Raw genomic sequence first — 19,042 nt, 5'->3', positions numbered from 1 at the left:
GCTATGTCCGCACTGCTGCGATGTATTCGGCGTAGGCAGCAGCGGAGTCGGTGGCGTGGCGCTCGATGGTGGCCGGGGAGTAGCCGAGCATCTCCGCGATGATCGGCACGGGTGCGAGCTTGGTGAGCTCGTGGAGTGTCCCGAGACGGGCGGCGCGGGCGCTGAAGAGGGTCCGCAGTCTTTGGCGAAGGTGGCCGGGATTGATGTGCCGGCCGGGGGAGGTGCCGCGGAAGACCCAGTTGCTGTTGGGGTGGGCTGCGGTGAGGCCGTGGCCGAGTTCGGAGGCGAGCTGACGCCATGGTGCATCGAGCGGATCGGGGAGGCCGATCTCGATCGTGCCGAGTTGGACGGTGACCAGCTCCTGGTCGGCCGTGACGTCGTTCCAAGTGAGGGCGGCGACGCGTTCGATCTGCTGGCCGAAGACGATGACCAGGATGGCCGCGGCCCGGTCCCTCGGGGTCAGCTGTTCGGTGTGGACCACCTGCTGGAGGGCTGCGTCTTGGGCCGAGGCACTGAGCCTGGGGCTGGTCCCTCGGCGGTGCGGGACCATCTTCAGCCCGGGCGGGGCGGTGTGGGTCTTGATGGCCCATTTGAGGAATCTGTCGGCGATTCCCCGGGTGGTGGGTCCTTCGGCCTGCCATGCGTCGAGGTGTGCCTGCTGGAGTTCTGCGAGGATGATGCGGCGTTCGGTGAGCCAGTTCAGGAAGTCGATGGCCACTGTGACGGTCTGCTTGCTGCGCAGGAAGGTGCTGTGGCCGACTTCGTCCATCTGGTTCATCCGGCGTTGGTGGTGCCAGCGGATGTAGCGGCGGATCAGGTCTCGGTTCGATGCGTCGGCGGCCCTTGATGGTGTCTGTGGCGAGCCCTCGGGCCAGCATCTGCGCCCGCCAGCGGTCCAGCATCTCGCTGAAGACCCGCTCGTCGGCCCGGAACAGCCCGACGCCGGGATCGGTGAGGAGCCGCGGAACCGAGCCCGGAACGCACCAAGTGCAACTCCCGTTAGTTAATCGCCGATAATCAGCATTATGTCAAGCAGTACTCTGCGTATCTCATCTGATGAATCACACTGCCTCCTCGCCCAGCACTGACGCGGGACGGCCCCTGGTGCCCGGAGTTGTGCGGATCTGGGGCTGATCCCGGCCCTGATTTCAGGCCGGGCTCGGCTTCCGCACGAGGACTGGCCGGGAGCTTGCTTGTCCAGAGAACCGGCCTCTGACGTGGGGATTTGCCCTGATGTTGCGTCTGATGAATCATTGATTCGTTTGTTGAGCGGCGTCTGGAGGCAGGAATTGGGTGTGGACCGGTCGGGTCGGGTGCTGTCTGTGGCGGGCTCGGTCCCGCTGCTGCATCCCGAGCAGCACACCTTCAAGGAGATGCTGGACGGGTGGCGCAACCAGCAGCTCTCGCGCAACCTCCAGTTCGACACGATCGCCCAGCGGATCCGCTACGTGAGCCGTTTCGTCGAGCACATGAACGAGTTCCCGTGGAACTGGACGCCGGCCCACGTCGAGGAGTACTTCGGCGACCTGCGCTCGATCAAGCACCTCGCCCACTCCTCGGTCCGGGCCCAGCAGTCCGCCCTGAGGGCCTTCACCTCGTACGTCGCCAACCCGGACTACGGCTGGGACCGGCACTGCGAGAAGCTCTTCGGCACCCACCCTGCCCAGGTGTTCTTCGAGTGGAACACCGCCGCCCATGTTCAGGAGTTCGAGGGCCGGCCCGCGAAGCGCCCGTTCACCCGTCGGGAGCTGCAGCTGCTCTTCGACCACGCGGACGACGAGGTCGAGCGCGCCGCCGCCTCCGGGAACAAGGGCTGGCAGGCAGCCTACCGCGACGCGGTCATGCTCAAGGCCGCCTACTCCTACGGGCTGCGGTTCAACGAGGTCCGGCACCTTCAGGTGGTCGACTTCGCCACCAATCCGCACGCCCGCCGGTTCGGGAAGTTCGGGGTGTGCAAGGTCCGCTTCGGCAAGTCCCGGCGGGCCTCCCCTCCCAAGCCCCGCAGCGTCCTGACCGTCTTCGACTGGACCCCCGGCATCTTCGAGGACTGGCTGGCCAACGGCCGCGGCACCCTCGACACCCTCGACCTGTTCCCCAGCGAACGCGGAGGGCTGATCAGCGAATCCACCCTCCTGCGGCGGCTGCGCCGCTACGTCGCCGAGCTCGGAATCCCGGCAGACGGGCTGGACCTGCACTCGCTGCGGAGGTCTTATGCGACCCATCTTCTGGAGGATGGATGGGATCCTAGGTTCGTGCAGTTTCAGATGGGGCACGAGCACGCCTCCACCACCGGCATCTACCAGTTCGTCAGCGACGACTTCCGCACGAAGACCCTACGGGAAGGGCTCGAGCGGACCCTGGACGAGGCCCTCGGGCATCCGGAGGGCGAGTGGTGAAGCGGCAGGTCGAGTACCGGTGGCGGCTCGCGGAGCTGATGGCCGCCCGCGGTCTGCACAACACCACCGACCTCATCCCGCTGCTCGCCGAGCGCGGGATCGTCCTCTCCCGCCCCCAGGTCTACCGGCTCGTGAACCAGAAGCCCGAACGTGTCGCCCTGCAGCTGATCGCCGCGATCTGCGACATCTTCTCCTGCGGCCCCGAGGACCTCATCACCGTCACCGCAGCGGACGTGAAGGCCCGAAGGACCGGAACCGCCTCATCCCCCAACGTCGTCGACCTCAACCGCGCCGCCCGCCCACGCCGCGCCCGCATCATCGACGATGACCACTGAGCCGGCAGGCCTGAACCCGCGCACGACCACCCGCGGACGGCCCCGCACCACCGGCACTACTCTCTGTGCTCGCTGCGGCCGCAACGCCGGCAGGGCCAGGGTGTGGTGGCCGGAGGGGAAGGTCTGCGGCCCCTGCTTCACCACCGCCACCCGGACCCACGGAACCTGCCCCGGCTGCGGCCAGCACCGCCTCCTCCCCGGCCCGCCCCACCTCGAGGACGGGCCCCGCTGCGCCCATTGCGCTGGCATCCCCCACGACTTCCACTGCACCCGCTGCGGGACCGAGGCCGAGCCCTACCGGCACGGCACCTGCGCCCGCTGCTCCCTCCGAGACGACCTCACCGCCCTGCTCCTCGCCGAACCGGCGGATCCCGCGGCGATGGGACGGCTCGTCGACGTCCTCTGCCAGGCCGAGCGCCCGGAGAGCATCATCACCTGGAAGCGCTCCCCCAAGGTCCAGACTCTCCTGGCCTCGCTCGCGGCGGGGACCACGTCCCTGACCCACGGAGGCCTCGACACCCACATCCCGACCGCGGCGCGCGCCGTCGACCACCTCCGCGCCCTCCTAGTCCACCATGGCCTGCTCCCCTACCAGGACCCGTACCTTGCCCGGTTCGAGGCCTGGATCGAGGACAAGCTCCGCCCCCTGGCACCCGAAGTCGCCAGACCAGTGGAGCACTTCGCCAGATGGCACCACCTCAGGCGCATCCGGTCCACCGCCACCCCGGAGAGCCCGGCCAGAGGACCGGTCCACTCCGCCAAGCAGGAGATCACCGAGACCGCCAAATTCCTCCAATGGCTCTGGGAGACCCACCACCGCAACGCCGCGAGCTGCACCCAGCAGGACGCGGACGAGTGGAGAGCCAGCGGCCCCACCACCCGCAAGCTGATCCGCACCTTCTTCGTCTTCGCCCGCAAGACCCGGCTCAACACCAGCGTCGACATCGGTTACTACACGGCCCAATCACGGCCGACCCTCGCCCAGGACCGGCGGCTCGCCTGGCTCCGTGAGCTCCTCACGGGAACCAGCGAATCCCGCCCCTACCGCGTCGCAGGCATCCTCCTGCTGCTCTATGCCCAGCCCCTCGTCCGCGTCGCAGCGCTGCGCGCCGACGCGATCACCGTCGATCCCGCGACGGGCCAGACCTACATCACCTTCGGAGTCCGCCCCGTCCCCGTCCCGGCACCGTTCGGCGACCTGCTCCTCGATCACCTCGAGTGCAGGCCCAACCTGAGGACCGGTGTCACCGAGAGCCCTTGGCTCTTCCCCGGAGCGCGCGCCGGCCACCACCTGCACCCGAACACCATCATGGACAGGCTCCGCTCCCTCGGCATCGACCTGCAGGGAGCCCGGAACCGGGCACTGGACGACCTCGTCACCCAGATGCCCCCGTCCGTGGTCGCCGACGCCCTCGGCTACAGCTACCAAGTCGCCTTCCTCCACGCCAACGCAGCCGGAGAGAACTGGGCTCGATACGCGGATCTCAAGCGGCCTGTCACTCGGCCCTAGAAGGAGGTAGTCTCCGGTCTCAACGAACGCGGAGGGGGACGCATGGGCAAAGCGAGCAGCAATCCGGTCGGCGACAACATCTGCTCCCCGACAGCGAGGTCGGGCGCCAGAGGGGGGAACCAAGATCTTCCGCCCCTGCACTATCCCCTTTCGAATGCGGTCATATCGTGGTGGCAAGGATGAGTCGAACGCCTTCCTACCATCCATCCCCGGCTCGTACTTGGCCAGGAGCCCGCCTGATCCTCTGGGGTGCGATCCTGACCCTGCTCGGTGCTTTGGGCGGGGCAGGCTTGACAGCCTCCTCAATGCAGCCGCAGGGAACGGCGGTGCCCGTGACCGTCACCGCGCTGAATCGCCTCACGCCCGACGGGTGCCGGAATAGCCAGAGTCTGCGCGTGGCCTTCGATTGGCATGGGCAAAGAACAGAGCAGTTCTACTCCACGTCCTGCGACCAGACCTATTCGGCCGGCGAGACGTTCCAGGCCTTTGCCCTTTCGAATGACCCTTCGGAACTGGGACCAACCGCAGAGTGGATCCTTCACCCCGATGAGCACGACCCTTTCGACTTCATCGGACCGAATGGGCTCCCGACCGTTCTCGCCATCTTTTCGCTGCCGGTCCTGGCGGCCGGGGTATCGCTTCTGATAGTCGGACTCGTCGCCGTCCGGAAACGCTCACGGCTGGCAGCGTCCTGAAGTTCAGGCTCAAGGCGAGCCCCTGTCATGTGTGTTGATTACGCCCAAACCTGATACGCAGGGGTGCCAGTAATAGGTTGGTGGCTGCGGTAGTGGATGCAGATTGTGTCCCCCGATGCCTGATGGTCCCCGATGTCCGATGGTCCTGTCGTCTCGCAGGCTGCGACGCGGCCGCTCAAGCAGGCCTAGGTCTTCCATTCGTGACCAGTGATGAGACAGTCTCGTGCGATCCCAGCCGAGCAGCGCCGCAAGCTTGTTCTGCCGGAATGGGCCTTCCGTTCCTCCCGTTTGAGATCTGAGTCCGCAAGATTTGGTGCCAAGAGAGCAGCCAAGGTAGCTGGCCAGACGCCACTCCCCTGCTCCTCGCCGTCCTCTCATGGAGAAGCCGGGCCCCTGCCGAGTGTTCGTTATTTCCAGATGTCTGTTATGGGCTGCATATCCGCGGCCTGACCTAGTGCAGGCAGACCGTACGCCGCCTCGATAGTGCGCAAGACCTTGTAGTGATTGATTGACTCGCTGTACTGTCCAGGGTTCACCTGCGCGCCTTCAAAGATGGTCGCGACGTGATTGCTGGCGGTATCCTCGTCCTCGTCCCAGGTGACGACTAGCAGGCTGTTGTGCGTCTTTGCCCACTGCGCATAGCCGTCAAGGTTGTCGCGCATCCAACTGTCTGCGGCGCTGATGCTCCCGTCGTGCATGTCATCGGCGACGTTCGGGATCACGAATGAGACGGTGGGCAGATTTTTGTAGTCCTGAGGAAACTCGCTGAACGGCAGGCTGGCCGACGCCGGGACGCTTGGGAAGTCGGTCCAGGGCGCATGCCTCCGGGCATAGTCGCCCGAGGTGCAGCCGGAGTATCCGGCTTGGGGCAGCCCTTCGGAATATCCGGCGAATGTCTCCCCCGCGGCCGCCACCTGCGCTCCGAGATTGTCGCCCGAGAACGTGTGCGGGCAGGAATCATCGCTGACTCCCTGTGTGGATCCGGAGAAAAGGGCGAGATAGTTCGGTTCGCTGGGATGTGCGATGCCCGCGGAATCCGTGAAGAGGGCACCCTGAGTCGCGAGCGAATTAAAGTATGGGGCCGATGCGTTGCCGATGATATTGCCGAAGGAGTGGTTCTCCTCGACGACGATCACCACATGCGCCGGTCGAGGCACAGTTCCCGAAGCTTGTGACTGTCCTGAAGAAGCTTGTGACTGCACTGCATTCGTCGACGGCCGAGCGGCCTGTCCCCCCGGGGAGGTGACAGGGGCTCCGGCGCCAGTGCTCGAGCATGCCGCTACGAGGCAGGTGGCCAGCACTGCCGACACCATCGCCGAGGCGACTCTCATCCGTGCCATTTGACCACTGTGGCCATCCATGCTGGAAAAGTCTGGCTTGGCCGGCTGGGAACTCTCTGTGAGGGTGCATGTCAGACCACATCTGCAAAACCAACCCGCCCCGCATCTGGCGAAGCGCTTGGCACCGAGGTGCGGGGCAAGCAATCGGTGACCCACCTGTTCCGTCCCATCGAGTAGTGGCACAGGTAGCCCGGGGACCCTCGAGCCCAAAAGTCGAGTACCGGTTCGTATATCGGAAACGTCGGCCCTATGTCAAATTTGCCCTTACGAATGCAGCTGCGGTCCTGCTCTCAAGGCCTGGTTCGCGGCACGGGGCGGAATGGGGTGCGGGGAATGACGACAACGTCTGAGCCAGCGGTTGTCAGTCAGGAACGGGTCAGGGCGGCAAGCGGCCGCAGCTTCCAGATCACACTGCCTCCGACCGGCCTTTCGAGTGCGGTAGATCAAATGCGAGTTGGAGGCGTGTGGTGAAGCGAATTGGAGTTCTGGGGGCTGCGGTGACTCTGGCGGTGCCCTTGATGGGAGGCATCTCGTTCCTGGCGGTGCCGGCGTATGCGGTGACGTGCCAGCCGGGGACGAGCGCCCCCAGTGACAGCTTTCCCGGCACTGTGGTGAAAGCGGATAACTTCGAGTCCGGGAGCCTGTCGGGGTACCAGGTGCAGGCCACGGGTACGGCGACGGTGTCGGTTTCGTCGGCCCTGGCGCATGACGGCGCATGCTCCGTGTACGTACACGTGCCTTCAGATACGACTTCGGTTGGCGATTTCTCCACCCCCTTGCCCGCTGGGACCAAGGAGGTCTACGCCGACGGATGGTTCAACATCACCCAAGCTGGGGCATCAGGCAATAATGTGCCCTATTTCCGTTTCTTCTCCGGCGCCACCCGCTTCGTCGACGTCTACCGGGACAACACGACAGGCAAGCTCTGGCTACGCTCGCTTCAGCCGGGCGGAACAACATACACCTACACTGCTTTAGGAACCGCCGTTGTTGCCCTGAACTCGTGGCATCAATTGGCGATGCATGTGATTCCGAACGGGGCCACGACGACGGTTGAGGTGTGGTTCGACGGCGCCTCTGTCTACTCCAGCTCGACGGTGAACACCGCGGCCACGTCGGTGACGAGTGTGATGAACGGCGCCGAGCACGTTGGCCAGATGGAGGACACGTATATTGACGATCTGATCGTCAAGAGTGTTGCGGCGAGTGTTCCGGCGGCGCCGGTGGCGTCGTTCACGGCGTCCCCGACGTCGGGCACGGCGCCGTTGAGCGTGGCCTTCCACGACACCTCGACGGGTTCGCCGACGTCGTGGTCGTGGGACTTCGGCGACGGGTCGGCGCCGTCCACCGCGCAGAACCCGGCCCACACGTACAGTGCGGCGGGGACGTACACGGTGACCCTGACGGCCTCGAACGCGGGCGGGTCGGCCAAGTCCACCGCGACGGTGACGGTCACGGCCGCGACCCTGGCCCAGCAGATGGACGCCAAGGCGGCCCAGTGGGGCCTGGGGGCGGCCACGAGCGCGGTGACCGCGATCCGCAACGGGGGCTACTACCGCAACTACCAGTACGGGGCGATCATCTCCGCGCCCTCCGGGAGCCTGTTCGTCTCCCACGGGGCGATCCGCGGGGAGTGGGCCGCGCTCGGGTTCGAGAACGGGGTGATGGGGTACCCGTCCACGGACGAGGTCGGGGGCCTGCGCAACGGCGGGGTGTACCAGAACTACGACGGCGGGGCGATCATCTGGTCCCCGGCCAGCGGGGCGCACGAGTCCCTGGGCGCGATCCGCTCGGTGTGGGCCCAGCTCGGCTTCGAGTCCGGGGTCCTGGCCTACCCGACCACCGAGGTCGTCACCGGCCTCGTCAACGGCGGCTCGTACCAGAACTACCAGGGCGGGGCGATCGTGTCCTCCCCGGCCGCCGGCACGCACGGCTCCTACGGGCCGATCCGGACCGAGTGGCAGGCGACCGGGTTCGAGCGGGGGGTCCTGGGCTACCCGAGCACCGGGGTCGTGACCGGGCTGGTCAACGGCGGCTCGTACCAGAACTACCAGGGCGGGGCGATCGTGTCCTCCCCGGCGTCGGGGACCCACGAGTCCGTCGGGGCGATCCGCGCCGAGTGGCAGGCGACCGGGTTCGAGCGCGGGGTCCTGGGCTACCCGACCACCGAGGTCGTCACCGGCCTGGTCAACGGCGGCTCGTACCAGAACTACCAGGGCGGGGCGATCGTGTCCTCCCCGGCATCCGGGACCCACGAGTCCTACGGGCCCATCCGCTCCGCCTGGCAGTCCACCGGGTTCGAACGCGGCTACCTGGGCTACCCCACCAGCGAGGTCTACACCGTCCCCGGCGGCACCGCCCAGAACTACCAAGGCGGCAAGATCACCGACATCAACGGACAGATCACCATCACCCACCCCTAAAAACACGGCCAGCCGTGACGCTGAACGGCTGGGGGTGACTGAAGCGGAGCTCAGAGTGCGCACCTCTGGGCTCCGCTTCTTGCGTTCGGACTCAGGCGTAGGGAGCGGATTTCGCCACCTCCTTACCGGGCGGTTAGTATTTTGCTTACCGGCCGGTTAGTTAGTTGCCGGGCCTCGAAGGAAGGTTGGCGCCACGTGACGGTGACAAGCAGGGGCGGTGATCACGCGGCCAGTCCCCCGAGTGGGACCCGTGAGCGGATCCAGGCGGTGGCGCTGCGCCTCTTCAGCGAGCAGGGCTATGAGTCGACGTCGATGCGGCAGATCGCGGAAGAACTCGGCTTCACCAAGGCGGCTCTTTATTACCACTTCAAGAGCAAAGAGGACATCGTCCGCGCACTGTTGGAAACGATGCGCAGCGAGGTCGCGGATCTCGTTATGTGGGCGGGGAGCCAAGAGCCAGGGCCCGACCTGCGGCGCCAGGTGATCGCCCGTTGGACGGCGATCATGCAGCATCAGGGGCTGAGGATGTTTCGCTTCCTCAGTTCAAATTACCGTCTCGTGAGGGACATCAGATCGGACTCCGGGCAGCGGGAAGGGATGGCAGCAGCCATGGGGCGCCTGTTCGCGGTCCTCACTCCCCCGAACGCGAGCGTTGAGGACAGACTCCGCGCCCGCTTCGCGCTGCTTGTGATCAACATGACCGGAATGGCTTCAAGAGACATCGAGGCGGACGAGGACGAAATCCTTGCAGCCACGGCTCGTATCTCTGCCAGCCTCCTTCCGCCCGAGTTTTGATCGACGCGGCAGGCGCGCCCCGACTCTCTCTTGCACCCCGAGTTTCTTGTACACCACGTCATTGATAGGAACACCATGCCTGTGCCAATTCTGGCCGCTCGCGACCTGACCAAAACCTATGGGAGGGGCCCAGACCGCTTCGATGCGCTCAAGGGAGTGAGCCTCGAGGTCCAGCGAGGTGAATCTGTAGCAATTGTAGGCAAGAGCGGTTCGGGTAAATCGACGCTCATGCATCTCCTCGCGCTGCTCGATACCCCTGGCACTGGCCAGATCCACGTGGACGGGACAGAAGCCCAAGACCTGAGCGGACGAAGGCTGAATGCGCTGCGGAATTCGCTTTTCGGATTCGTCTTCCAGCAATTCTTCCTCAACCCGGCCTCCTCGGTCCTCGAGAATGTCGCGCTGCCTTTGAAGATCGCCGGCGTCGGGCCACGCGAACGGCGGCGTCGCGCACTCGAAGTCCTCGAACAGCTGCAGCTCGGAGACAAGGCCAAGAACAAGGCGGCCAACCTCTCGGGCGGACAGAAGCAGCGGGTGGTCATAGCGCGAGCCCTCGTCAACAATCCCCAGGTGCTCTTCGCTGACGAACCCACGGGAAATCTGGATACCGCCACCGGCCGGATCGTCGAGGACATCCTCTTCGACCTGAACCGGAAAGACGGAATCACGCTGATCACCGTCACCCATGACCACGAGCTGGCCCAGCGTTTCGAACGCCGCATTTTCATTCGAGACGGCCTGCTGATCAACACCGACGAGGAGCACGCGGCATGAAACCGCTCGAAATCCTGAAGACAGCAATCGCCAATAGCGTTCGCAGCAAGCTCAGGACCACCCTGACCATCCTCGCGATCTTCGTGGGCGCCTTCACCCTGACCATCACGAACGGCCTCGGCACCGGCATCTCCAACTACATCGACAGCCAAGTCGCCGCCGTCGGCTCCAGCAACACGTTCACTGTCTCGAAGACCAACACGAACACCGCCCCAGGGTCAGGGCCACAGAAATACGATCCCAATACGCGAGTCCTCGCCGCAGGCGGGCGTCCCGGCGCGACCGAATTAGCGCTCAGCCAAGCGGACCTGAACACCATCTCCGCGGTGCCCGGCATTACCGCCGTGACTCCCGTGACGAGGGTCAGCCCTGCCTATATCGAATGGAACGGCCACGACAAGTACCAGCTCTCGGTCCTGCCTCTCGCCGGAGCGCAGCCTGAACTCGCGGCTGGCTCGAGCCTTGACGACAGCTCAGCTCAGGCACAGATTGTGCTGCCGGTGACCTACGTGGGACCGCTCGGGTTCAGCGACAACAATCAGGCGGTCGGCCAAAGTGTCGTCATCGGCATCGACGATGCGGCTGGCAAGATGCATGAAGTGGGCGCGCAGATCGTCGGCATCGAACAGAGCTCCTTGCTGGGCGTTTCCGGAGGGTTCATCAACAAGGCGCTTTCGACTGCACTCGCGAACGCCCAGGGAACGGGAGCCCCAGCAGCCGCAAAGGATGCCTTTGCCGACGCAACCGCAACCTTCGCCCCCTCGAGTCAAGCCCAGATCAACACGATGAAGAGCCGGCTGTCCGCTGAAGGCTATACCGCCCAAACCTTGGACGATCGGATCGGGACGGTCAAGACCGTGATCAACGCGATCATCGGAGTCCTCGATGCCTTCGCCGTGATCGCCCTCGTCGCTGCAGGGTTCGGGATTGTCAACACACTCCTCATGTCGGTCCAGGAGCGTACACGCGAGATCGGGCTCATGAAGGCGATGGGAATGGGCAGCGGATCCGTATTCGCCCTGTTCAGCACCGAGGCGGCCTTCATCGGTTTCTTGGGCAGCGCCATTGGGTCGGCGGTTGCGATCGGGATCGGGACGGTCGTCAGCCGTGCCCTTGCCCGGGGGCCGCTCAGCGACCTGGGAGGTTTGCATGTCCTCAGCTTCGCCCCGGCTTCGGTCGCCGGTGTGATCATCCTCGTAATGGTCATCGCGTTCGTCGCCGGAACCCTTCCGGCTTGGCGGGCAGCGCGGCAGAATCCCATCGACGCGCTCCGGTACGAGTAGAGCCGAGCGAAGCCTGCAGAGCAGGGATGGCCAGACCCCCACGAGGAACGCTTCGTGGGGGTCTGCTGTTTTTCTAGACCTTCTCCTTCATTCCGGCCGGCACGCTGAGGCTCCCATAGCGCTCCATCCGGTGCCAGCGGAGATGCACTCCGGCGAAAGCCGTCACGACCGATTGGATGACAACGAGATACATGAGCTGGCGGTAGACGAACTGCTGGAGGGGAAGGGTCCACAGAGGACGCAGGGATTCCTTGTCGATCCGAAAGGCGTACGCCGCCATGAGGAGTTGAACGGCGAGGAAGACCAGCCAGAGCGCGGCGATCCGGACGGGATCGAGGAAGACGAGACCGTAGATTGCGAAGACATCGACAACCGGGGCGAACAGTGGAAGGAGCACTTGGAGCACGAGCAGGTAGCCAAGGCCCCGTCGTCCGAGCTTTCCGGCTGCTCCCCCTTGCACGACCGCACCCCGGTGCTTCCACATGGCCTGAAGCGTCCCGTAGCACCACCGATACCGTTGCCGCCACAGTGCACCCAGACTGGCTGGCGCCTCAGTCCAGGCGCGAGCGTCGTCTTGATAGACCACCCGCCAGCCGTCGCGGCACAGCGCCATTGTCAAGTCCGTGTCTTCTGCAAGAGTGTCGTCGCTCACTCCCCCGACGCGTTCGAGCGCATCACGCCGGAACGCACCGATGGCGCCCGGAACGGTCGGCATGCACTCGGCTACATCGAAGAGCCGACGGTCGAGATTGAACCCGACCACGTATTCGATGTGCTGCCAAGCCCCGAGAATTCCGCCGCGGTTGGCGACTTTGGTGTTGCCCGAGACTGCGCCGATGCGCGGGTCGGCGAATGGCTGAATGAGCTTGCGTACGGTGTCCGGCTCGAACACGGTATCTCCGTCGACCATGACGACCAGCTGATGGCTCGCGGCGCGCAGGCCCGCGTTCAGTGCCGAGGGCTTTCCGCCGTTTTCCTTCCGTATGACGACGACGCCGGGCAGGGCCAGCGCTTCGACGAGATCCGCCGTCCCGTCGGACGAGCCGTCGTCCACAACGATGATCTCGACAGGGTGGTCCGACGCGGCTATGGAGCCTACGGCCGCGACAATTCCAGCTGATTCGTTGTAGGCCGGGACGATCACCGTCACCGGTTCGGTGACCGGTGGCCTCACGGGTATCGACGAACGACGGCGGCCCCGGCCGGCCGCTTGGAGCCTCACGGTTTCGCGGCGATGCCGGGCGGCGAATGCGATGACGAGGATCGCTCTGAGGAAGGTCACGATTCCGCTCGCGACCAGCGCCCAGGAAATCACGGCGACGAGCCAGTCGCTCAAGCGGATGCCGGCAACGAAGGCAGCCCCGCTCACCCGTTCCTGCACGCTTGCGGGGCGCATGCTGGAGATATCCATGGCAGCCCCGAGGGTCGTTACCCGATACCCCTGCTCCTCGTAGCGGGACAGGAGCCCATCGAGAGCCGCGACGGTCTGGCTTCGGTCGCCGCCGCCGTCGTGCATGAGGACAACCTGTCCCTTGGGACCGGACATCGCGAGATTCTGTTCGATCGCCGCGACGCCGGGACGCTTCCAATCCTCGCTGTCCTTGGTCGTCAGGACGGTGAGGTAACCCTCGCCAGCGGCCGTCCGTATGGAGTTCCACGTGCCGTCCGTGACCGCATCGTTCTCGGAACTGTAGGGCGGCCGCAGGAGTGAGGCGGTCCGTCCAGTCAGGCCGGAAATGACTTGCTGGTCACCCTGGATCTCGAGCTGCTGCCGCCATGCTGGGGCACTGCCGAGGTCAACGTGGGTCAGGGTGTGGACTCCGACCTCGTTGCCCTCCGCGACGATGCGTCGGACGAGGTCGGGGTTCTCCACGGCTGCGGAGCCGACGACGAAGAAGGTGGCGTGGACATTGTGCTTCTTGAGGACGTCGAGGATCTTTGGGGTCCAGACCGGATCGGGCCCGTCGTCGAAAGTCAGGGCAATGCTTCTGTCGGGCGGGCTCGCAGTCCGAAGGCTTCCGCTCCGCGCGTCGATGACCGGCCCGCCCTGTGACACTCCCGCTGGGACTTGGCCTGCAGAGCCCCCGGAGGCTACGGAATCGTCTCCGATCCCCGAAAGGTGGTGCAGGTATCCCTGCACGCAGAGGGCCGCGGCGACCGCGACGAGAACGGCGAAGAGAACCAGCCAATGAGCGCGCACGCTTGGTGCGCTTGGTCGCTGTCGGCGGCTCACGGGTGCGAAGGGGAGGTCGGTCGGGAGGCCTGTCCCGGGGCGGAGGCTGATTTCCCTCGCGCGGTCGACTGTGGCGCTGGCGCTGCCGGGGCTGGCACGGCAAGGGTGGGCGCCGGGGACGCTTGTGGCGCCGCTTGGGCCTGCATCGGCAGGGCGTTTGCCACCGGGGCTTGGACCGCGGGCGCATATTGTGCGACCGGTGCCCCGGCGAACACACCGGTGGAGGGAACTCCAGCAGCGGACGACGACGGAGCCAGCGGGGGCGCTGAATCTGCAGCCGCGTTGGGGGCTGCAGGCTGAGAAGACGGAGCCGCGGGGAGGGCAGGCTGCGGAAGGTAGGGTGCCGCAACATTGGGGCCACCTAGGAGTGCGACGACCAAGAGCGCAACGTACCCACCTACCAAGGCCAGGGCGGCGGCACCGATTGCTCGAATCCGCCGGAGCCGCCTTCCCGATGCGTCGACAAAGACCGGCCCCTGCTTCGCGGTCGGAAAGTGCTCTGTGTTCTCGTCAAAAGCCGCCATCGGAGAGCCATGGTAGGCGATCGCACTTGCAGATCTCAAAAAGGTAACGCGGAATCAAGTTGACCTCGGCAATCACCTAGCGGGAGGCTAGGCGCATGTGCGCCGATACGCTCTTCTCCCCCATCACTCTCAGAGGAACCAGCATTCGCAACCGGCTCTGGGTCTCCCCTATGTGCCAATATTCGGTGGAGAAGGTGGACGGTGTGCCAACGCCCTGGCATTTCGCCCATCTGGGTTCCTTCGCCCGCGGAGGGGCGGGGCTGGTGATGACCGAAGCCACGGCTGTCTCCGCCGAGGGCCGTATTTCGGCTTGGGACACAGGGCTGTGGAACGGGGACCAACAGGAAGCCTGGCGCGGCATCGTCGAGTTCATCCACTCGCAGGGTGCAACGGCAGCCATTCAACTCAACCACGCGGGCCGCAAAGCGTCGACGTACCGGGAATGGAGCGGCCACGGGACGCAGCCCGTCGAGGACGGGGGCTGGGAGGCGGTGGCCCCGTCGGCGGTCGCGTTCGACGGATACGCGGTGCCGCGCGAGCTGACCGAGGCCGAGATTGGTGAAATCGTCGCTGACTTCGGAGGAGCGACGGCGCGTGCCGTCGAGGCAGGGTTCGACATCATCGAACTCCACGCGGCGCACGGCTACCTCCTCCACCAGTTTCTCTCACCGCTATCGAACCAGCGCAATGACGGCTATGGCGGGAGCCTCGAGAATCGAGCCCGCTTCCTTCTTGAAACAGTGCGGGAGGTTCGGCGCGTGGCAGGAGAAGCGATTCCGATCTTCGTCCGCTTCTCCGCAACAGACTGGGCCGGAGACGAGGGGTGGAACGTTGAGGACACCATCACGGTCGCGAAGTGGGCTGCAAAAGAAGGCGCCGACTGGTTTGACATCTCGACGGGCGGCCTTGTGCCCAACGTCCGGATCCCCGTAGGCCCGAAGTACCAGGTGAGCTTTGCGACCGAGGTCAAGGAAGGCACCGGTCATCCTGTGAACGCCGTCGGGCTGATCACGACGCCTCAGGATGCAGGGCAGATCGTCGAGTCCGGGGAGGCTGATGCGGTAATGGTCGGCCGGGAGTTCCTTCGCGACCCCCACTTCGCCCTGCGCGCTGCGCACGAACTGGGCGTGGAGGTCGACTACTGGCCGCCGCAGTACACGCGTGCCAAGTGGCGGCGTTGACCCGCCTGAACGTCAGGCTCGAGCGTCCGATGCGACCGTCCGATGCGACACCGGAGCGAGAGAAGCGCTTATGAGAACAGGGACGGCCTGCCCCAGCCGAAGCTGGGGCAGGCCGTCCCTGCATTCCGACGCGCTTAGGGTCGGCTACGCCGCCATCCGGCGGCGAAGACGGCCGAGGAGCCGGCGCAGGAGACGGGACACCTGCATCTGGCTCACGCCGAGGTGCTGGGCGATCTCGTCCTGAGTCAGTTCCTGGACGAAGCGAAGCCTGAGAAGCTCAAGGTCCTGCTCGGAGGCGTCCTCGAGGGCGCCGGAGAGCGCATGCAAGGACTCCACGTGCTCGAAGCCGGGATCTTCAGTGGCCACCACCACGCTCAGCCTGCGCCCCTGCGGGTCCTCAGGAGAGTCTGCGTGCTCGATTGTGTCGGGCACCATCGAGGCGTCGGCGATCTGGGCCTCGGCCACGTCCTCGACGTTCACGCTCAGCTCCCGGCTGAGCTCGAGGGTCGTGGGCTCGTGGCCGAGGGTCTGGGCTAGGCGTGGGCGCGCCGCGTTGACCTTCAATCGCAGCTCCTGAATCCCCCGCGGCGGCCGCACGATCCACGACTGATCGCGGAGGTAGCGCTTGAGTTCGCCCGTGATCGTGGGCACAGCGTAGGGCACGAAGCCATGGCCGCGGCCCGTACGGTAGCGCTTGGCCGCTTTCATGAGGCCGAGCCTCGCGACTTGCCGAAGGTCTTCCGGGTCATGGCCAGGGCAGCGGAAACGGCGTGCCAAGGCGTCCGCGACGCCAAGGTACTCGACCGCCAAGTCCCCGGCCGCGCTCGCACGGGCCAACGTGTCCGCGGGGGCGCGATCGGAGTCTGTCGTCTCGAGATCCTCCGGAACGTCCTCGTGCCACGGATCTAGGGAATCCTGCTGGTTCTCGTGATCGTCGCGATGTGGCTCTTCGCGGTGCGATTCATCGGGCAAGACCGGCGCCATCGTTGCAGCGGGCAGTCTGTGAACGCTTTCCATTTCCTGAGTCTTCTCCTCGCTGGGGTCGGAATCTGACTTGTTCAGCGCACAGAGTTTGGGAGGGCACCTCCTGGGGTTGTGGCGCGGCCCGCTGCTTGAGCCGATTTCTTCTTCGCTTGTGGAGATCCGGGGCCTGGCAGAACCAGTGCTGACCTCAACTACTCTTCGGACGGTACAGGTAGACAGAACGTTCTGTCCAGACTTGCGGGCCGTCCTTCCCAACGCGCTGCCGGGCGTCGATGCGGGAGGGAAGAAGCTGTAGCGATGCCCTCATGACAGTGAAGCTGGCGGCCGCTCGTCCTCCCTTTCACGACGCCCCGAGGTCTCTCATCCTGGCCTGAAGAAAGGCCCTCTCCCCCGGGCTCGGCGCTAGGCGCGCAGCGTCGGCATACTCGTGCGCGGCTTGGTCCGCGCGCCCCAGCCTCCGCAGCAGGTCGGCCCGCACCGCGTGGAAGACGTGGTAGTCCCCGAGCTTGAGCCGGTCGACGACGGCGAGGGCCGCTTCCGGGCCGGTGACTTCGGCAAGGGCGACTGCCCTGTTCAGCTCCACGACGGGGCCAGGCGCAAGCTGCGCCAGGGCGTCGTACAGGCGGACGACGCGCTGCCAATCCGTTGCGCTCGCCGAGGGCGCCGTACTGTGCACGGCTTGAATTGCCGCCTGAAGCTGGTAGGGGCCCAACCGCCCTCGCCGGAGACATCGCCCTACGAGTGAGAGCCCCTCCGAGATGAGCGCATCGTCCCAGAGCGAGCGATCCTGTTCTGCAAGCGGGATCAGAGCGCCGTGTGGCCCGGATCTGGCCTGAAGCCGGGACTCGGAGAGGAGCATGAGTGCAAGCAGCCCCTCGCCTTCGGGCTCGTCCGGGAGCAGATGCGAGATGGTCCGGCATAGCCGGATGGCCTCCCTGCAGAGTCCTGCGCGATCGGCTTGGGTGCCCAAGTCCGCCGAGTAGCCCTCGTTGTAGATGAGGTAGACGACCGAGAGGACCGCGGCGAGCCGCTCCGGCAGCTCACTCCCTGAGGGCACCCGATACGGAATCCGGCTGTCCCGGATCTTCGCCTTCGCCCGCGAGAGCCTTTGGGCCATCGTCGTTTCGCTCACTAGGAAGGCCGAAGCGATCTGTGCCGTTGTCAGGCCTCCAAGCACCTTGAGCGCCAAGGCGATCCGCGCCTGCAGTGAGAGCGCGGGATGGCAGCAGACGAAGAGGAGCTTCAGGCGATCGTCACCGAAGACGTCAGGGTCGCCGTCGTCGTCGTACTGGCGGAGAAGGGCCGCTTCCGCCTCTTTGCCGCCACGCGCTGTCTCCCTGCGGAAGCGGTCGACGGCGCGGCGCCTCGCCGTCGTGATGATCCACGCCCCAGCCCGCTCTGGAACTCCTTCCGATGGCCATCGTTCGGCCGCCGCGGTGAAGGCCTCCTGCACAGCCTCTTCGGCCAGCCCTAGGTCTTGCGTCGTGCGGAGGACGACGGACACCGCGCGACCGTATTCCTCGCGAAAAACGGCCGCCACGGCATCCGCTGGGTTCACGCCCGCTCGACCACCCCACGCACGTCGGCGAACGCTCTCACCTCAATCGGAAGGCCCGTGATCTCGGCGAGACGGCGGGACCACGTCAGTGCTGCGTCGAGATCCGGGACATCGATGATCTCGAAGCCGCCGAGATGTTCCTTGCCTTCGACGTACGGCCCGTCCGTCACCACAACTTCGCGCCCGTTGTGCCGAAGCACCGTGGCCGAAGCCGCATCTGTCAGGCCGTTGCCGAAGACCAGGGCATTGGCCGCCCGGAGATCGGCATTGAACGCTTCGAGCTTCTCCATGATGGGACCGAGGACCTCGGGCGGCGGAACGACGCCGTCGGGCTGGTACATGGCGATCAGATACTGAGTCATGGCCTGCTGCCTCCTGAGTTGTGCCTCCTGATGTATGGGAGCCAAATTGGCTCTCACCTTCTAGACGAGTGGGAGCCCGGCATTTCGACGCTCGAGCAGCAGAATCTTCTCGTCGACTCAGCCGCCGTCGGCAGCATCCTCGATCTCGGCAATGACGATCTTGCGCATTCGAAGCATGGCACTCATCGCACGCTGCGCCCGAGCTGGATCCGGGTCATGCAGGAGTTCCGTCAGGCGCGTCGGCACGATCTGCCACGAGAATCTGAACCGGTCCTTGAGCCAACCGCACTGGCTCTCCTGGCCGCCGTCGGCCGTCAGGGAGGCCCAGTAATGGTCCACTTCCTGCTGATCGGCGCAGAACACCTGCATGGACACGGCTTCGTCGAACGTGAACTCAGGGCCGCCGTTCAAAGCGAGGAAGGGCTTGCCGTCGAGTTCGAAGGCGGCTGTCAGCACGGTTCCGGCTGGTCGAGGCCCGGCTTCGCCGTACCGGTCGACTGAGGTGACCTTCGAGTTCGGGAACACCGAGACGTAGAACTCGGCCGCTTCTTCCGCCTGGGTGTCGAACCAGAGGCAAGGGACGATCTCCGGCACGCGGGCCTCCTCGCTGGTTAGGTGCAATAAGTCTCCCGGACAGTCCGGATTCTCC

The 19,042-nt window shown here is 65.6% G+C and carries 16 protein-coding genes; 9 read left to right on the top strand and 7 right to left on the bottom strand.

Going from position 1 to position 19,042, the window contains the following annotated elements; all coding sequences use genetic code 11:
• Position 1: 1 nt before the first annotated feature.
• Positions 2-778, bottom strand: a complete 777-nt coding sequence (locus L0M17_RS10265) for a site-specific integrase (protein WP_241053868.1) — start codon at positions 776-778, stop codon at positions 2-4.
• Between the two features lie 511 nt (positions 779-1,289).
• Between L0M17_RS10265 and L0M17_RS10260 the strand changes: the two genes are divergently transcribed.
• The 4 genes from L0M17_RS10260 (at position 1,290) to L0M17_RS10245 (ending at position 4,936) form a co-directional block, all read left to right on the top strand.
• The gene (locus L0M17_RS10260) at positions 1,290-2,396 is read left to right on the top strand and encodes a tyrosine-type recombinase/integrase (RefSeq protein ID WP_308196852.1); all 1,107 of its coding nucleotides are present in this window, start codon (positions 1,290-1,292) and stop codon (positions 2,394-2,396) included.
• Positions 2,393-2,731: a helix-turn-helix domain-containing protein gene (locus L0M17_RS10255; protein ID WP_241053865.1), complete on the top strand. Its 339-nt coding sequence runs from the start codon at positions 2,393-2,395 to the stop codon at positions 2,729-2,731. The genes L0M17_RS10260 and L0M17_RS10255 overlap by 4 nt, the downstream gene beginning before the upstream one ends.
• On the top strand, positions 2,721-4,241 hold the full coding sequence (locus tag L0M17_RS10250) for a site-specific integrase (protein ID WP_241053864.1): 1,521 nt from the start codon (positions 2,721-2,723) through the stop codon (positions 4,239-4,241). The genes L0M17_RS10255 and L0M17_RS10250 overlap by 11 nt, the downstream gene beginning before the upstream one ends.
• A gap of 305 nt (positions 4,242-4,546) precedes the next feature.
• Positions 4,547-4,936: a hypothetical protein gene (locus tag L0M17_RS10245; RefSeq protein ID WP_241053863.1), complete on the top strand. Its 390-nt coding sequence runs from the start codon at positions 4,547-4,549 to the stop codon at positions 4,934-4,936.
• Between the two features lie 407 nt (positions 4,937-5,343).
• Here the strand turns inward: L0M17_RS10245 and L0M17_RS10240 are convergent, their stop codons facing one another.
• Positions 5,344-6,075: an alkaline phosphatase family protein gene (locus L0M17_RS10240; protein ID WP_241053862.1), complete on the bottom strand. Its 732-nt coding sequence runs from the start codon at positions 6,073-6,075 to the stop codon at positions 5,344-5,346.
• Positions 6,076-7,127: 1,052 nt separating this feature from the next.
• Here L0M17_RS10240 and L0M17_RS10235 point away from each other — a divergent pair.
• From L0M17_RS10235 to L0M17_RS10220, 4 genes are all read left to right on the top strand, one after another.
• Positions 7,128-8,699: a PKD domain-containing protein gene (locus L0M17_RS10235; protein WP_241053861.1), complete on the top strand. Its 1,572-nt coding sequence runs from the start codon at positions 7,128-7,130 to the stop codon at positions 8,697-8,699.
• 195 nt (positions 8,700-8,894) lie between these two features.
• Positions 8,895-9,494, top strand: coding sequence for a TetR/AcrR family transcriptional regulator (locus tag L0M17_RS10230; protein ID WP_241053859.1), 600 nt, complete (start codon positions 8,895-8,897; stop codon positions 9,492-9,494).
• A gap of 75 nt (positions 9,495-9,569) precedes the next feature.
• A complete protein-coding gene (locus L0M17_RS10225; RefSeq protein ID WP_241053858.1) occupies positions 9,570-10,268 on the top strand; it encodes an ABC transporter ATP-binding protein in 699 nt (232 codons plus the stop codon).
• On the top strand, positions 10,265-11,551 hold the full coding sequence (locus L0M17_RS10220) for an ABC transporter permease (RefSeq protein ID WP_241053857.1): 1,287 nt from the start codon (positions 10,265-10,267) through the stop codon (positions 11,549-11,551). The genes L0M17_RS10225 and L0M17_RS10220 overlap by 4 nt, the downstream gene beginning before the upstream one ends.
• 73 nt (positions 11,552-11,624) lie before the next feature.
• On the opposite strand, the gene L0M17_RS10215 is transcribed toward L0M17_RS10220, so the two are convergent.
• Positions 11,625-13,751: a bifunctional polysaccharide deacetylase/glycosyltransferase family 2 protein gene (locus L0M17_RS10215; RefSeq protein ID WP_241053856.1), complete on the bottom strand. Its 2,127-nt coding sequence runs from the start codon at positions 13,749-13,751 to the stop codon at positions 11,625-11,627.
• Positions 13,752-14,403: 652 nt separating this feature from the next.
• On the opposite strand from L0M17_RS10215, the gene L0M17_RS10210 reads away from it, so the two are divergent.
• Complete coding sequence (locus L0M17_RS10210; protein WP_241053855.1) at positions 14,404-15,489, top strand: NADH:flavin oxidoreductase/NADH oxidase; 1,086 nt, start codon at positions 14,404-14,406, stop codon at positions 15,487-15,489.
• Positions 15,490-15,633: 144 nt separating this feature from the next.
• On the opposite strand, the gene L0M17_RS10205 is transcribed toward L0M17_RS10210, so the two are convergent.
• The 4 genes from L0M17_RS10205 to L0M17_RS10190 all read right to left on the bottom strand — a co-directional run bounded on the left by L0M17_RS10205 (position 15,634) and on the right by L0M17_RS10190 (position 18,987).
• Entirely contained in the window at positions 15,634-16,506 is an 873-nt protein-coding gene (locus tag L0M17_RS10205) for a sigma-70 family RNA polymerase sigma factor (protein ID WP_241053854.1), read from the bottom strand.
• Positions 16,507-16,813: 307 nt separating this feature from the next.
• Positions 16,814-18,031, bottom strand: a complete 1,218-nt coding sequence (locus tag L0M17_RS10200; RefSeq protein ID WP_443729161.1) for an RNA polymerase sigma factor — start codon at positions 18,029-18,031, stop codon at positions 16,814-16,816.
• A complete protein-coding gene (locus L0M17_RS10195) occupies positions 18,028-18,393 on the bottom strand; it encodes a YciI family protein (protein WP_241053852.1) in 366 nt (121 codons plus the stop codon). The genes L0M17_RS10200 and L0M17_RS10195 overlap by 4 nt, the downstream gene beginning before the upstream one ends.
• A gap of 117 nt (positions 18,394-18,510) precedes the next feature.
• The gene (locus tag L0M17_RS10190; protein ID WP_241053851.1) at positions 18,511-18,987 is read right to left on the bottom strand and encodes a VOC family protein; all 477 of its coding nucleotides are present in this window, start codon (positions 18,985-18,987) and stop codon (positions 18,511-18,513) included.
• Positions 18,988-19,042: the final 55 nt, after the last annotated feature.

It is taken from the genome of Sinomonas terrae (assembly GCF_022539255.1).
Classification (GTDB): domain Bacteria; phylum Actinomycetota; class Actinomycetes; order Actinomycetales; family Micrococcaceae; genus Sinomonas; species Sinomonas terrae.
Note: the sequence above shows the minus strand (reverse complement) of the source record. Positions and strands in the feature narration are given on the sequence as shown.